Origin of the sequence: Sphingobacterium sp. UME9 (assembly GCF_014170215.1) — a bacterium.
GTDB classification, from domain to species: domain Bacteria; phylum Bacteroidota; class Bacteroidia; order Sphingobacteriales; family Sphingobacteriaceae; genus Sphingobacterium; species Sphingobacterium paramultivorum.
On record NZ_LZZP01000013.1, the window covers coordinates 1520253 to 1535392 of the forward strand.

The following is a 15140-nucleotide window of genomic DNA, read 5'->3' on the forward strand; positions in this document are numbered from 1 at the left end:
ATAACACAGCAAGCTTTTAAGGCAAATGGATTTGCCGAAAGCAATCTTCGTGCTTTTCGTCCTATTTAAGATACTCTTCGAAATAGGAGCGCATCGTGTTTGTTCAATCCGCTGGAGTGAGTAATCAGGTCGCTTTACTTCTTTTGAAAAACCAATTTATACAGATGAAAAAGCCGAAGTTCATTCGGGCTTTTTAATTTTCCGGATTTTCGTTTCTATTTAGATAGTCAAAGCTCTTCAGGGCTGCAGCGTTTTTGAAAAACAGGTGCGTTCGACTCTATAGGAGTAATTGACTGTGCATTAAGAAAAAATGCTTAATAGAATCGTAATCCCCAAAAGAATATTCCCGAAATTTTTTCAAAAAGGCTGCCGATTTCCAAGAGGAAATTGATGGCTAATTATTTATATTTTTTATAAAAATGGGAAGTAAATTATCTGGAAAAGATCTAGTAAAAATAGGTTTTCCACAAAATAATATAGTTAATACAGCTTTAGGGCTGATCACAAGGTATCGAAAGAGGGAAAATAAAGAAACCATTCTTCTTGAACTTGCTGAGTTGATAGAAGCTCCGGAGCGATTTATGGAGCATAAAATATGGGGAAAGGTCTCTGAAGGACTTGTTAAACCTGTTGAAGCGCGCATGCAGGAGCTTCATTCACAGTGTGCTCCATTTAGCATATTTGGTGAAAATGAAATTGATGAGCAGGCAAAAAGACAGTTGTATGATGCACTGAGATTGCCTATTTCAAGACAAGGTGCACTGATGCCGGATGCACATACAGGTTATGGCCTTCCCATCGGTGGGGTACTGGCCACAGAAAATGCCGTTATACCCTATGGTGTAGGCGTAGATATTGGTTGTCGGATGAGCCTGTCGATATTCGACTTACCGGGCAGTTATTTCAAAGGAAGGGAATTCCAACTGAAAAATATATTGAAGGAAAACACCAAATTTGGTTTAAATGACACACATCGTGATAAGCATGACCATGTTGTTTTCAGTAGAACTGAATTTCAGGAAATCCCACTATTAAAACCCCTGTTGGGTAAAGCTTACAGACAATTTGGGACTTCTGGTAGTGGAAATCACTTTGTCGAATTGGGCATTGTTGAGCTTCAAACTGTGCGGGAGGAATGGGGGATAAATCCAGGACAGTACTTGGGGATTTTATCCCATAGTGGCTCTCGAGGTTTGGGGGCGAATATCGCTAAGCATTACACAAGCCTTGCAGCGCAACAATGTCCATTACCGCGTCATGTCCAACATTTGGCCTGGTTGGATTTAGCAAGCCAAGAAGGACAAGAATACTGGATGGCAATGAATTTGGCTGGAGAGTATGCCCAAGCCTGTCATGCAGACATCCACCGACGTTTGGCTAAAGCACTTGGCGGTAATCCCGTGGTAACGATCGAAAATCATCATAATTTCGCATGGAAGGAATTCGTGAATGGGGAGGAATGCATTGTTCATCGGAAGGGAGCAACGCCTGCAGGCAAGGGCGTGCTGGGGGTGATTCCCGGCTCGATGACAGCACCAGGGTTCATTGTTGAGGGAACGGGAAACCCCTTAAGTTTACAGTCTGCATCCCATGGAGCGGGACGTGTCATGTCGAGATCCGCCTGCAAAAATAATTTGACAAAAAGCGCTATGCTGAAAGATCTGGAAGCACATGGTGTGGAATTGATTGGCGGCGCGTTGGATGAATCACCACGTGCGTATAAAGATATTCATCGGGTGATGAAATTACAGCAGGAGTTGGTAACTGTTCTCGGAATATTTACTCCGAAGATTGTACGTATGGACAAATAAGGTTATGAAAGAAAGGTATTTACAAATTTCTTCGGGACGAGGTCCTAAGGAATGTAATATGGCCGTTAGATTAGTAGTCGACAGAATCTCTTTTGAAGGTAGTAAAGTTGGAGTTGAAGTCACGGAAATAGAAACAGAAGAAGTTGATGGACTTCCTTGTTCGTTAATTGTCAGATTGAGAGGAAAAGATATGGATCAATTGATTGATCATTGGATTGGTACAGTCTGTTGGGTGTGTAAAAGCCCTTTTCGTCCTTTACACAAACGGAAGAATTGGTTTGTCGAAGTTAAAACGTATCATCCGGGTGAAAAGGAAAAGGTGTTGGATGTGAAGGATGTATATTTCCAAACGATGCGAAGTAGCGGTGCAGGTGGACAGCATGTCAATAAAGTAAGTTCTGGCGTTAGAGCGACGCATGCTCCGACAGGGATAAGTGTTCAGGTGATGGATACGAGATCACAATTGCAGAATAAAGAGATCGCAATGCTGCGCTTGGCTGCACGTCTGCGGGATTTGGAAAGCGTTGAGTTAAATACGGCCAAAGAACAAAAATGGAAAAACCAAATCGAGGTGGCGCGGGGACAGGCGAAACGGGTCTTTTATGGTCAGAAATTTATTGAGAATTAATAATTTGTATTGTTTTTACTGAAGCGAAAACCCTTGCTAATATATTGGCAAGGGTTTGTTTTTTTTAGTGGTATTCTCTTGTTTAATAAGGGGTTGTGGTTTGTTTGTTCAGGCTTGGTGATATGGCTTTAGCTGTGTGAGACTTGTAATATTTTAACATTTGATGTTAAAATATGGGTAATATTGGTCAATATCATAGCGTGCTCTGTTTCAACATTTGCATAAATTAGATTTTATAAAAGCATTTTAAACTAACTAACAGAGACTAGCTTATGAACAAAAGAAGTATTGCAATACTAGCATCCAATATACTAGTATGTTCTGCGCTTTATGCCCAAACAGCACTTAAAGGCAAAGTGTTGGATCAAGATGGCAAACCAATACCGGGGGTATCGGTGACCATTCGAGGCGGTGCCGGCACGCAGACAGGAATTGATGGTGGATTTTCATTAACATATACAGGTGGAGGAGTTTTAAATGTCACTGCAGTTGGTTACAAATCTAAGCAGATTCAACTTAGTAATCAAACGAATTTAAACGTTACATTAGAATCTTCAGCGGAGAATTTAGATGAAGTGGTGGTTACCGCATTAGGTATCACAAGGGAGAAAAAATCGTTGGGTTATGCTATGCAGGAGGTTAAAGCAAAAGAACTGACAGATGCAGGACAATATAGCCTAACAGGCGCATTGGCGGGAAAGGTTGCGGGGGTACAGGTGAACCAATTTGGTGGAGCTATAGGTTCTTCTGCCCGTATTTCTATCCGTGGAAATACGTCCTTACAGGCAAATCAGCAACCGCTTATCGTAGTGGATGGTATTCCTATTACAAATGATTCTCAACGTAGTGGTGATAATACGTATAGCGGGGTGGATTACGGGTCGGGTTTAAATGACATTAATCCAGATGATATAGAAAGCATCAACGTACTGAAAGGTGGGGCAGCGGCACTATACGGTATGCGTGCTGGTACAGGCGTTATTATGATTACGACAAAATCTGGAAAACGCGCCGAAAACGGAGTGCAGATTTCGTACGATGGTAATTTTTCCATCGACAGGGCGGCCAATTTACCGAAGTACCAAAATTTATATGGTCAGGGATCACGGGGGGATGAATACAGTTTTAAGAAATTTGGTGGAAATCTATCCTATCAGGATTATGTAACCCAAAATTCATTCAGTTATGTTGATGGTACAGGAAACATTGGTGTTAATGATAATATCGATGAATCTTGGGGTCCTCGCATGGACATTGGCTTGTTGATACCACAGTTTAATAGCCCGGTTGTGAATGGTGTACGCCAGGCAACAGCATGGAATTCGCATAAAAATAATGTTAGAGAGTTCTTCCAAACTGGTTTTTCCCAAAATCATAACATTTCATTGCTTTCCAAATCAGATCGATCGTCTACACGTGCTTCAATCTCTTACCGAAATCAAACCGGAACGGTGCCTAATACGGATCAGAAAAAATATACAGCGCAATTAAATAATGAATATAAGGTTAGTGATAAAGTGTCTTATGACATTATGAGTAATTTTACGCGCACAGAAAGTAACAACTTGGTCACTCAGGGATATGATGCTGCCAATCCAATGAATGGCCTGATCTGGTTTGGCCGTCAGGTGGATATGCAGGACTTGAAAAAGAACTGGGATCAAAAAGATGCACAAGGGAAATATACTTATTACAATTGGAATTCCGCTTACCATATGAATCCTTTTTATACGATGCATGAGTCTCTTAATGCTATGAAAATGAACCGTGTTTTTGGTAAGACCTCATTGTATTATCAACCCTTTGATTTTTTGAAATTTGAGGGACGTGTAGGCTTGGATTACTATAATACACATATGTTTGAAACGACATATTTTAACTTTGATAATAAGAATGGAAAGTTCGATGAAATAAAAAATAGTAATTCCGATTTTAATGCAGATTTTATTGCAAATTTTAATAAACAGTTTGGCGATCTGAGTTTAACCGGTATTTTAGGGGCAAATTATCGGGACTATCAATATGAAACAAATACACTAGGAGCAAAAGGATTAAATGTGTTGGGGGTCTATACCATTTCGAATAAAATCGGAGATGCTTACACCTTTATGGACCATTCTAAAGGCCGTTCCAATTCGGTATATGGACAGGCTAATTTGGGCTGGAAAGATCAATTGTATTTAGATTTAACAGCGCGGAACGATTGGTCTTCAACGTTAAAAAAATCCTTTTTTTATCCTTCGGCAAGTTTAAGCTGGATTCCAACAGCTTCATTTGAAGGTCTGAAAAGTGATTATTTGAATTTTTGGAAAATGCGATTTAATTTGGTTAAAGTAGGTAACGCTACACGACCTTATCAAAATGGAAACTATTATTATGCGCAAACAGACGCCTATAATAACCTGGCGCAAATGTACAAAAGCATGGTTTATGCCATTGAAGGCTTGGAACCTGAAGCCATTACATCTTATGAAATTGGTACTGAACTTGGTTTATTCAAAGACCGGCTCCATTTAGATGTTACCTATTATCAAAAGGTAAATAAAAAACAATTGCTCCCAGTAACGACCTCCAATGTGGTTGGGTTTAGCAGTATCTTCCTAAATGCGGGAGAAATTCGAAGTAAAGGTATTGAAGTTCAGTTACGCGGCGATATCCTGAAGCGCGAAGATGGGTTGAACTGGACAACGACTGTCAACTTTTCAAAAGATAGAAACAAGGTTGTTGAACTTTATCCCGAATTGGGTTTGAAAGACTATAGACAGGGTTGGACTTGGGGTATTTCCAATATGGCGTCTGTAGGACGCCCATGGGGCAGCTTGGTAGGACCTGGTTATGATCGTGTAGAAGATGGGCCTATGAAAGGTGCTATTAAAGTGGGGTCCAACGGTCTGGTTTCTACACCTATTGATGGTCAAGTGATTGGTAATGCTGTGCCAGACTTCTTGGCTTCGATGCGTAATGACTTCACCTTTAAAGATTTTAGATTTGGCTTTATGCTCGATTTCCGTAAGGGAGGAGATATTTGGTCACAAACAATGTCCCATGGTTATGCGACGGGTATAGCTGAAATTACTGCTGCGGATGGCATTCGTGAAAGGGCTATTCTTGCCGGTCGTGACGTGATGAAAAACGAACGATTTGCAATGTCAGACGGAAAAGGAGGCTGGGTCGCAAATACCATAGAGACTACTGCGCAGGACTGGTATGAAAATGGAGGCATTGCCGAAATGTATGTTTTTGATGGTTCTTTTCTGAAATTAAGAGAAGCCTATATTTCGTATAATTTACCCAAACATCTGTATAGTAAAATAAAAGGGATTAAGCGTGCTAATATTTCTGTCACAGGTACCAATTTAGCATTGCTTTGGGTACATAAATCGAATACGATGCGGTTGGATCCGGAAGGCGGAGGTGTATCTAGTGATTCTAGAGGTGTAGGATTTGAGCAAGCCAGTGTTCCAAACTCAAGAAGTATAGGTCTTAAACTTGGTTTTACATTTTAATTAACACATAAAGTTTAAGATTTAGAACCCCAAAAAAATTATGATTATGAATACTTTCATTAAAAAACTAAAATATACGCCTTTTTTAGCAGTTCTTCTGGTTACAGGGTGTACCAAGAATTTTGAGAAAATTAATACCGATCCGGATGCTTTAAATGATGTTCCGCCACAAAACATGCTGGTTAATGTGATGCGGAACGCAGGTGACCAATTTGGTGGCGATGTTGATGGGTATGGTACATTTGCTGGGTATATTGTTAAAATTCAATATCCTGATAATTTAAGTGGATTGATCCCAACAAATAATACTTATGGCAATCGCTGGGCCGCTTGTTACTATAATATCACCCAAATGAAGGATCTGCTAAAAAGGACTGATGCCACTGCAGAGGGGTATAAAAATACAAGGGCTATAGCAAGAATTTGGAATAACTATATGTGGTCCTATTTATTGGATGGCTGGGGAGATATTCCGTATTCAGAGGCATTTAAAGGACGGCCAGATGATGGTTCCGTATTAAAAGCCAAATACGATAAGCAAGAAGATATTTTTCCAGCGGTGTTAGCCGATCTCAAATCAATTGCGGATGAACTAGCCGCTGGGATTGGTGCCGATGAAACATTGGAATACGATATCGTGTATGGGCCTAAAAATTCTGGGCCAGATAATCTAAAGCAGCAAATGCTGAAATGGCAGAAATTCTGTAATTCTTTGCGTTTGCGGATGGCGATGCGGATATCATCCGTTGCTCCTGCTTTAGCTAAATCTACGATTGAAGAAATTGCAGGTAATAAGACAAAATATCCAATCATCGAAACCAATGCGGAAAATTGTCAAATGGTTTATCCGGGAACGCTGCCTTATATGGAACCATGGTACAAATCAGGTATCAATGGTAATCGGATCAACAACTGGGGTATGTTTGATATTTTTATCGATCATTTAAATGAAACAAAAGATCCTAGAATTGCTTCGATTGCACAGAAAAATAATGCCGGTAAGTATGTAGGATTTGTCAACGGTTCGCTTACCAACCCTTCTCCATCGACATCAATTTCATGGATTGGTTTGCATTACATCAACAATCCTGCTGGAGCAGTACCTTTTTATCGTGCATGTGAAAGTTATTATACATTAGCAGAAGCTGCTTTATCGGGATATAATGTTGGAATTTCCGCTAAAGATGCCTATGAAAAAGCTGTGACATTATCAATGGAAGATAATGACGTTGCAGCATCCGATGTTACGACTTATCTTGCCGGAGCTGGTAAATTTGATGGAACGAAAAATCGCATCTATTGGGATATGTGGGTCGCTCTGTTTAAAGAAAATTTTGAAGCCTGGAGTTTGTACAGAAGGACTGGAATTCCTAGCACCAACTATCCTTCAAAAATTCAAAATTCTGCAATCGCACATACAGATCAGCCTTGGCGTTTGCCTTACCCGAATAATGAGTATTTATATAATACAGAAAACGTGACAGCAGCAGCAGCTGGAACTGTAAATTATAATTGGGGAAAACGATTGTGGTGGGCAAAAGACAATGGAAAAAACTAGTTTAAAATGTTTTATTGAGCGGGTATCGAAAGATCCCGCTTTTTTTTGCTCGTTTGGATAACAATTTACTCCCACAGTGGACTAAGATGTCTTGTTGACATTTCGGATAAAGCCTCAATTTCAAAAAGTTGAGGCTTTTTAATTGGTAATACATCCCTTTAAAAAGGAGTGTACAGTTGTCAAAGGTATTTAGCAGACTGAGGGAAGGCTTTAGCCGCTGAAATAATTTACAATAATTAATCGGGGTAATACCGTATTTTCTTCTGTGATTTACCTCTAATGTAGAAAATAATTTGCTTTATTGCGTTGGTAATTAGTATCTTTAAGAGGAAGGCTCTAAAAAGGAGTTCTTCAGACTAAGTAAACTTAAGTAATCGCTGTAGCCTGCATCTAGAGAAGGCTATAGGGTTTGGAATTTCAAATTCGATATTATGATAAAATCCCCCGGCTTCCTTTTTAAGGAAGCGATCAAGAATGAAAAACCATTACAAATTGTTGGAGCGATTAATGCTAATCATGCCCTTTTGGCTGAACAGGCTGGTTTTAAAGCTATTTATCTTTCAGGAGGAGGTGTCGCAGCCGGTTCACTGGGAATTCCAGATCTTGGGATAACAACACTTCAGGATGTTTTGATTGATGTGGATCGCATTACAAATGTGTGTAAACTTCCTTTGCTAGTGGATATTGATACTGGCTTCGGGCCTTCGGCATTCAATGTGGTACGTACAATAAAGTCTTTAATTAAAGTGGGCGCGGCCGCAGTTCACATGGAGGATCAGGTGGGGGCTAAACGTTGTGGGCACCGGCCTGGGAAAGAGCTCGTCTCTCGGGCTGAAATGGTTGATCGCCTGAAAGCGGCGGTGGACGCACGAACGGATGAGCATTTTGCCATTGGTGCACGTACAGATGCACTTGCTTCTGAAGGCCTTGAACTTGCTTTGGAAAGAGCGGTGGCTTATAAAGAAGCTGGAGCGGACTTTATTTTTGCTGAAGCAGTACATCATTTGGAGCAATACATTCAATTTAGTGCGGCAACAGGTCTTCCCATTTTGGCGAATATCACCGAATTTGGACAAACACCGTTGTTTAGCCTGAATGAACTACGTCAAGCCGATGTTTCTATTGTCCTTTATCCACTATCTGCTTTCCGCGCCGCTAATAAAGCGGCTACAACTGTTTATCGTCACATTCGGGAAGACGGTGGGCAGGTTAATGTGATCGACGACATGCAGACGAGAGAAGAGTTATACAGAAGTATCGATTATTATGCCTATGAAAATCGATTGGATCAATTGTTTAACAAATAATTATATTCAGATGGAAGAGACAAACAGCACAGGTTTTAAGCCCAAAAAAAGTGTAGCACTCTCTGGTGTAGCAGCAGGGAATACGGCTTTGAGCACTGTCGGAAAAAGTGGTAATGATCTGCATTATAGAGGTTATGATATTTTAGATCTGGCGCATCAGGCAAGTTTTGAAGAGGTCGCTTATTTACTTATTTATGGAAGTCTACCAACACAGGCACAGCTCGTCACTTATCAAAGTCAGTTGATCAGTCAACGTGGTCTACCTATTACTGTTCAACAGGTCCTCAAGCAATTGCCATCGACGGCACATGCCATGGATGTTTTACGGACTTATGTTTCTTTTTTCGGCAGTGTTTCGCCCGAGAAAGACAGTCATCCCATTGCTGGTGCCCGTGACATTGCAACTCGCCTGATGGCTTCGATGGCCTCAGCACTGTTGTACTGGTATCATTTTAGTCAGCATGGACGTGAGGTGCAGGTAGAGACATCAGATGCAACGTTGGGCGGGCATTTTTTGCATCTGCTACACGGAAAATCGCCATCGTCTTCTTGGGTAAGAGCGATGCAGATTTCACTCAATTTATATGCCGAACATGAGTTTAATGCATCTACATTCACCGCTCGGGTAATCGCCGGTACAGGATCAGATATGTATTCATGTATAGCAGGGGCAATAGGTGCGCTACGTGGACCTAAGCATGGCGGAGCCAATGAGGTCGCTTTCGAAATTCAGAGTAGTTATGCAAATGCTGATGAGGCGGAAGCGGATATCCGGAAGCGATTGGCAAACAAAGAAGTCATTATTGGTTTTGGCCATCCTGTATACACAATCTCGGATCCAAGAAATCAAGTGATAAAACAAGTGGCCAAAGAGCTGTCGGAAGAAGCGGGCGACATGACGCTCTACCTGATCGCTGAACGGTTGGAAAAAGTCATGTGGGAAGAAAAGAAAATGTTTCCGAACCTGGACTGGTATTCTGCGGTGTCCTATCATATTATGGGCATTCCAACGGAGATGTTTACGCCGTTATTTGTCCTCTCACGTATTACAGGCTGGTCAGCGCATGTTTTCGAGCAGCGTCAGGATGGAAAAATTATCCGACCAAGTGCAAATTATATTGGTCCTGAGGACAGACCTTTTGTACCTCTTTCCGAACGGTAAATTTGGATCGGGAAAAGGCATTAAAAAGTACTTTTTAAACGTTGGGCTTTGAGGAAGAGCTTAGCTCAGAAAAAAACGAATTATATTAATAAATAGAACGAGAGTCTTATACGAAAATACACGAATGAGTTCAGCAATATCAAATGAAAGACCACAACCGGATCAGGTTTTAGTGGACATTGTGGACTATGTCCTAAATTATAAAATTGAGGAAAAAGTCGCTTGGAATACGGCTTTTTACTGTTTTCTCGATACCATTGGCTGCGGCTTGGAAGCATTGACCTATCCTGCCTGCACCAAATTGTTGGGGCCAGTTGTGGCAGGGACCATCGTGCCGAACGGTGCTCGGGTACCTGGTACAAATTTTCAATTGGATCCCGTTCAGGCAGCATTCAATATCGGCACGATTGTTCGATGGTTGGATTTTAATGATACCTGGCTGGCAGCAGAATGGGGGCATCCATCCGATAATCTAGGGGGAATCTTAGCTGTGGCAGATTGGTTGAGCCGAACAAATATTGCAAACGGGCAAAAACCGCTGAAAGCTAGGACGGTGCTTGAGGCAATGATTATGGCCCATGAGATACAAGGTGTCTTAGCACTTGAAAACTCGTTTAATAAAGTGGGGCTAGACCATGTTATTTTGGTGAAGGTAGCTTCAACAGCGGTCGTAGGGAGGCTCATTGGCCTCACAAGAGAAGAGCTGCTCAACGCGGTTTCTTTGGCTTTTGTGGATGGACAAGCCCTACGCACTTATCGGCATGCGCCAAATACAGGTAGCCGAAAATCTTGGGCAGCCGGAGATGCAACTTCACGTGCTGTCCGATTGGCCCTGATCGCAAAAACTGGAGAAATGGGCTATCCTTCTGTTTTGACAGCACCAATATGGGGATTTTATGATGTGTCTTTTAACGGAAATCCATTTAAGTTTCAGCGGGGATATGGATCATATGTGATGGAAAATATTCTTTTTAAGATTTCTTTTCCAGCTGAATTCCATGCACAGACAGCAGCAGAAGCTGCTATGCAACTTCATCAACAACTGAAAGAATTTGGAAAAAGCAGCTCAGATATCGCCCGTGTAACCATTCGTACACATGAAGCGGCTATCCGGATTATTGATAAAAAGGGACCTTTACATAACCCTGCCGACCGTGATCATTGTATCCAATACATGGTGACTGTTCCGTTGATCTTCGGCTGTTTGACGGCTGATGACTATGAAAACCATATCGCTTCGGATCCAAGAATTGATGCGCTTCGCGATAAGATCTCCTGCGTGGAAGATGCTCAATTCACCGCTGATTATCACGACCCACAGAAACGTGCGATATCAAATGCTTTAACAATTGAACTGATTGACGGTACAATATTGCCTGAATTGGTTGTTGAATACCCGATAGGTCATCCAAGAAGGAGGGCAGAGGGAATCCCTAAATTAATCGAAAAATACAAAACAAATCTTGCTCGGGTATTTTCTGAAAAACAGCAAAAGGAAATACTTACAGCTACTTTGGACTACGATACTTTTCTCGAACAGGATGTCTCGCAGCTGATGGATTTGTTTGTGCGCTAATGATATAGAGAGCACGGGGTGATCGAACTATTTGTTTTGTCACCCCTGCTTTCGTTTCTATTATAGCGTTAACTACACCGAATATTCTTTTTAAGGTTGCAACCTTTTGTTTTTATGATTACCTGATACTTTAGTGCACTTAAACAGCTTATGTACGCTTCTTTAGAAGAAAGAACATAGATAGCTAATCTATCGCCAATTTGAGTCAAAACCACTATAAAATCTGAAATTCTTTTTTGCCAGCTCTCTTAAAGATTCTGGTATATTCCATTGCTCACCTTTGGGTTGAAAGTCTTCGCATTCAGCAATGAAAATAGGAAGCGTTGTGCGGTCGATATGTCCAAATACACCACCTGTATAGGATGCATACCCTACACCTAAAATAGAACCAATGTCGCCATCGATGGGTTGGTTGAGTACGCCTTCTGCGAGACATCGATAGCTATCCAATGCCATGACATGCAACAAACGTTTCCGGATAATTGAAGGTGTTACATTTTCTTTTGTAGATGCAATTACAGGGTTTTTCCAAATGGTTTTCTTTTTGGTTTCATGGTCATAATCGTAAAATCCAGCGCCCGATTTTTTTCCTTTTCGTTCCTGATTGATCATTTCTTTGAGGTAGGTATATGCACGTTTTTGGCTGGGATGCAGACCGGGTAATTGATCATAAACGTGTAGCATCAATTCCAATGATATCTCATCCAATACTGCCAATGGGCCCACGGCAAATCCTGCAGCCATCGCTTCCTCTTCGACCAGTGTCGGTGAGATGCCTTCCAGTACCATTGTAATACCTTCGAGTAAATAATTGAAGAAAATACGTGAGGTGAAAAAACCCGGACAATCCTGCACGACTATTGGAATTTTATTGAGGCGTAAAGCTGTGATAAGTGCTTTCTCCAAAGTTTTTTGCTCGGTTTGTTTACCGCAGATGATTTCGACAAGGGGCATGCGGTCAACAGGCGAAAAGAAATGCATCCCTATAAATTTTTTAGGATCATTGGTTGCTTTAGCAAGCTCAGTAATAGGCAATGAAGTGGTATTTGTAGCGAAAAAGCCATTTTCGTTTAAATAGGGTAGGCTTTCTTTTGTCACCTCAGCCTTTAGGTGGAAATCTTCAAATACAGCTTCAATAATGCAGTCAGATCCATTAAGGTCATCGACTTGGTCAGTTGGTTTTATGCGTGCAAGCAATTGCTCCCTTTGTGATGGGTTCATAGCCCCTAAAGCCAGTGATTTTTCACAAACCTGGCTAGAATAGGCTTTGCCCCGTTCGGCTTGGGTAAGTGTAACGTCTTTTAAAGTAACTTCGATTCCTGCTCGGGCGGCCTCATAAGCAATCCCTGAGCCCATCATTCCAGCGCCCAGTATGCCTATTTTTTTTAGGCTATAGTCCCCAAGATGTTTTATTCTATTGGATGATTTTGCCAATTGGACACCATAATGAAGTGTACGGACCATGCTGAGTGGTTCGGGGCGATTTAACACTTCCAGGTATAAATTTGCTTCTCTCTCACTAGCTTCAACAGCTGTAGATGATGGGTTTTTTCTTAATAATTCAATAACTGCGTTTGTGCCGGGGTACAAACCGCGTGCTTTTTTTTGGATAGTAAGAATTACTTCAGGCTTCAGTTCGTCAATTTGTTCCGTGTGATGGCCAGCATTGGTGTTGGGTAGATTAAGTATCCAGTTTATTGCTAATGATTGGCTGTCGCTGGGCTTCTGCGTCAATTCATTGATTAACCCAAGTTTATGTGCTTCTTCACTGCTCAGAAGTTTGCTTTGGGTCAGCAGATTTAGGGCCTTTTCAGTTCCTATCAATGCTGGTAAATAGATCGTTGTACCAAAAGCTGTAAACAAACCATACTTACTCTCCGGAAAGCCAAACTGAAGTTTTTCGGAGGCGATACGACAATTAGACCATAGCATAGTCGCTAGGGCAATAGCTGTACAATTGTCTGAAATAAGAGATACAATGGGTTTTTTAAACGTTTCCCAATGCAATACTTTTGATGTAAGCTTATATAGGTCCGAAGGTCTTGAGCGGCTTGAAGAAAACTGCTCAAATAATTGCGTATATTCGATTTTTTTGTCCTGAATCGGGCAGCTGTATATGACACCTATGGTATCTTCCCGTTCGAGAATGAACGTAACCAAATCAACAAATTGCGTGAGATAGTCTATAATATCCAACTGCTCGGGAGCCGCTGTCGATATAGGATGGATTGTAATGATGTGATGATTATCCTGTTCTACACGAAAGAGCGTGTGGGTCATATAAGATTTATTTTCATCCATTGTACTTGGTCATGATTTTTAAAAAGCTTTCTATTGTTTGGACTTTCCTGATTGATAAGTCACATGATCTATTGTCATTTTCGCGATAATTTCAAGCATGATTTCTGATGTTCCCCCGATAATGGTGCCGACACGGACATCGCGATATAAACGTGCGATTTTATAATCTTCTGTAAACCCATAACCACCAAATAATTGGAGACATTGGTTCACGACATTGACGGCGAGCTCACTTGCTTGTAGCTTCGCAATGGAACATTCTTGGACTGCATATTCGTTTTGGTCTTGGAGATCACAGCAATGGTAGACAAAGGCTTTCGTGGTAGCAATATCTGCTGCCATTTGTGCGATTCGGTGCCGTATTGTTTGAAATTCCTGGATTTTTTTTCCAAAGGCTTCACGTTGTGCAATATAATCAAGCGTATACTGAAATGCGGATTCTGCGGTAGCGAGACTATGAATAGCTGCGGTAAGCCTTTCCAATTGAAGTCCATCCATTAAATAGCGAAATCCTTCTCCCTCTATGCCGATGAGATGAGAAATAGGGACTCGTACGTTATTAAACCCTAGCTCGGCAGTGTCAGAGGCGTGCCAGCCTAATTTATTGATTTTGCTTGACGAGACTCCAGTTGCATTTCTGTCAATAAGTAATAAGCTTATACCCTTTGTTCCCTGGTCAGAAGCAGTTTTGACTGCTGTAATGAAGAAATCACCGTAATAACCGTTGGTAATAAATGTTTTAGATCCATTGACAATATAAAAATCGCCATCCCTAACAGCTGTTGTTTTGATCTGTTTTACGTCAGAACCAGCCCCGGGTTCAGTAATAGCAACAGCACTGACCATATCACCAGCAATAACCGGTTTAAGGTAGCGTACTTTCAGATTTTCTGATCCATATTTCAGTAGGTATGGAGCCGACATAAACTGAATGACAAGCGCGGAAATGGTAAATCCTCCAGAAAAACAATACGATAATTCTTCGCAGAGTATCAAGGAATAATAAAAATCAAGTTCTAGTCCACCATACACTTCTGGAGAATTGAGTCCCGTCAATCCCATATCACCCATTTTCTTCCACACATTTCGGTCGATCTCGCCCCGTTTTTCCCAATCATCGACGTAAGGTGTAATTTCTTTTCGAATAAATGCGCGAAGTGTATCGCGAAAAATCTGATGTTCAGCTGTAAACTTGATTGTCTGCATAATCGTTTATCTTGCTTTTGGTTATCTTATTGTAAGGCGGCCTTTTGAATGGCCGTCTAGTAGGATGTTATCTAAACGAATTTAA

9 protein-coding genes are annotated in these 15140 nt (G+C 41.2%); 7 read left to right on the top strand and 2 right to left on the bottom strand.

Annotation, left to right across the window (positions count from 1 at the left end):
* The first annotated feature begins 419 nt into the window (after nt 1-419).
* From A9970_RS25520 to A9970_RS25550, 7 genes are all read left to right on the top strand, one after another.
* Complete coding sequence (locus A9970_RS25520) at nt 420-1811, top strand: RtcB family protein (RefSeq protein ID WP_182984171.1); 1392 nt, start codon at nt 420-422, stop codon at nt 1809-1811.
* A 4-nt stretch (nt 1812-1815) separates the two neighbouring features.
* A complete protein-coding gene (gene prfH / locus A9970_RS25525) occupies nt 1816-2439 on the top strand; it encodes a peptide chain release factor H (protein ID WP_182984172.1) in 624 nt (207 codons plus the stop codon).
* A gap of 272 nt (nt 2440-2711) precedes the next feature.
* The gene (locus A9970_RS25530; protein ID WP_159730810.1) at nt 2712-5945 is read left to right on the top strand and encodes a SusC/RagA family TonB-linked outer membrane protein; all 3234 of its coding nucleotides are present in this window, start codon (nt 2712-2714) and stop codon (nt 5943-5945) included.
* A 46-nt stretch (nt 5946-5991) separates the two neighbouring features.
* Complete coding sequence (locus tag A9970_RS25535) at nt 5992-7503, top strand: SusD/RagB family nutrient-binding outer membrane lipoprotein (protein WP_159730808.1); 1512 nt, start codon at nt 5992-5994, stop codon at nt 7501-7503.
* Nucleotides 7504-7934: 431 nt separating this feature from the next.
* A complete protein-coding gene (gene prpB, locus A9970_RS25540; RefSeq protein WP_182984173.1) occupies nt 7935-8810 on the top strand; it encodes a methylisocitrate lyase in 876 nt (291 codons plus the stop codon).
* 10 nt (nt 8811-8820) lie between these two features.
* Nucleotides 8821-9972, top strand: a complete 1152-nt coding sequence (prpC, locus tag A9970_RS25545) for a 2-methylcitrate synthase (protein ID WP_182984174.1) — start codon at nt 8821-8823, stop codon at nt 9970-9972.
* A gap of 124 nt (nt 9973-10096) precedes the next feature.
* Nucleotides 10097-11548: a bifunctional 2-methylcitrate dehydratase/aconitate hydratase gene (locus tag A9970_RS25550; protein WP_182984175.1), complete on the top strand. Its 1452-nt coding sequence runs from the start codon at nt 10097-10099 to the stop codon at nt 11546-11548.
* A 189-nt stretch (nt 11549-11737) separates the two neighbouring features.
* Here A9970_RS25550 and A9970_RS25555 read toward each other — a convergent pair whose 3' ends face one another.
* Both A9970_RS25555 and A9970_RS25560 read right to left on the bottom strand, forming a co-directional pair.
* Entirely contained in the window at nt 11738-13849 is a 2112-nt protein-coding gene (locus A9970_RS25555; protein WP_182984176.1) for a 3-hydroxyacyl-CoA dehydrogenase NAD-binding domain-containing protein, read from the bottom strand.
* A 30-nt stretch (nt 13850-13879) separates the two neighbouring features.
* Complete coding sequence (locus A9970_RS25560; RefSeq protein ID WP_182984177.1) at nt 13880-15055, bottom strand: acyl-CoA dehydrogenase family protein; 1176 nt, start codon at nt 15053-15055, stop codon at nt 13880-13882.
* Nucleotides 15056-15140: the final 85 nt, after the last annotated feature.

Excerpts from the sequence above, each read along its gene's own strand:
- prpC (WP_182984174.1), top strand. The coding sequence starts at position 8,821 with ATGGAAGAGACAAACAGCACAGGTTTTAAGCCCAAAAAAAGTGTAGCA.
- A9970_RS25530 (WP_159730810.1), top strand. The coding sequence starts at position 2,712 with ATGAACAAAAGAAGTATTGCAATACTAGCATCCAATATACTAGTATGT.
- A9970_RS25535 (WP_159730808.1), top strand. The coding sequence starts at position 5,992 with ATGAATACTTTCATTAAAAAACTAAAATATACGCCTTTTTTAGCAGTT.
- A9970_RS25550 (WP_182984175.1), top strand. The coding sequence starts at position 10,097 with ATGAGTTCAGCAATATCAAATGAAAGACCACAACCGGATCAGGTTTTA.
- A9970_RS25555 (WP_182984176.1), bottom strand. The coding sequence starts at position 13,849 with ATGGATGAAAATAAATCTTATATGACCCACACGCTCTTTCGTGTAGAA.
- A9970_RS25520 (WP_182984171.1), top strand. The coding sequence starts at position 420 with ATGGGAAGTAAATTATCTGGAAAAGATCTAGTAAAAATAGGTTTTCCA.
- A9970_RS25560 (WP_182984177.1), bottom strand. The coding sequence starts at position 15,055 with ATGCAGACAATCAAGTTTACAGCTGAACATCAGATTTTTCGCGATACA.
- prpB (WP_182984173.1), top strand. The coding sequence starts at position 7,935 with ATGATAAAATCCCCCGGCTTCCTTTTTAAGGAAGCGATCAAGAATGAA.
- prfH (WP_182984172.1), top strand. The coding sequence starts at position 1,816 with ATGAAAGAAAGGTATTTACAAATTTCTTCGGGACGAGGTCCTAAGGAA.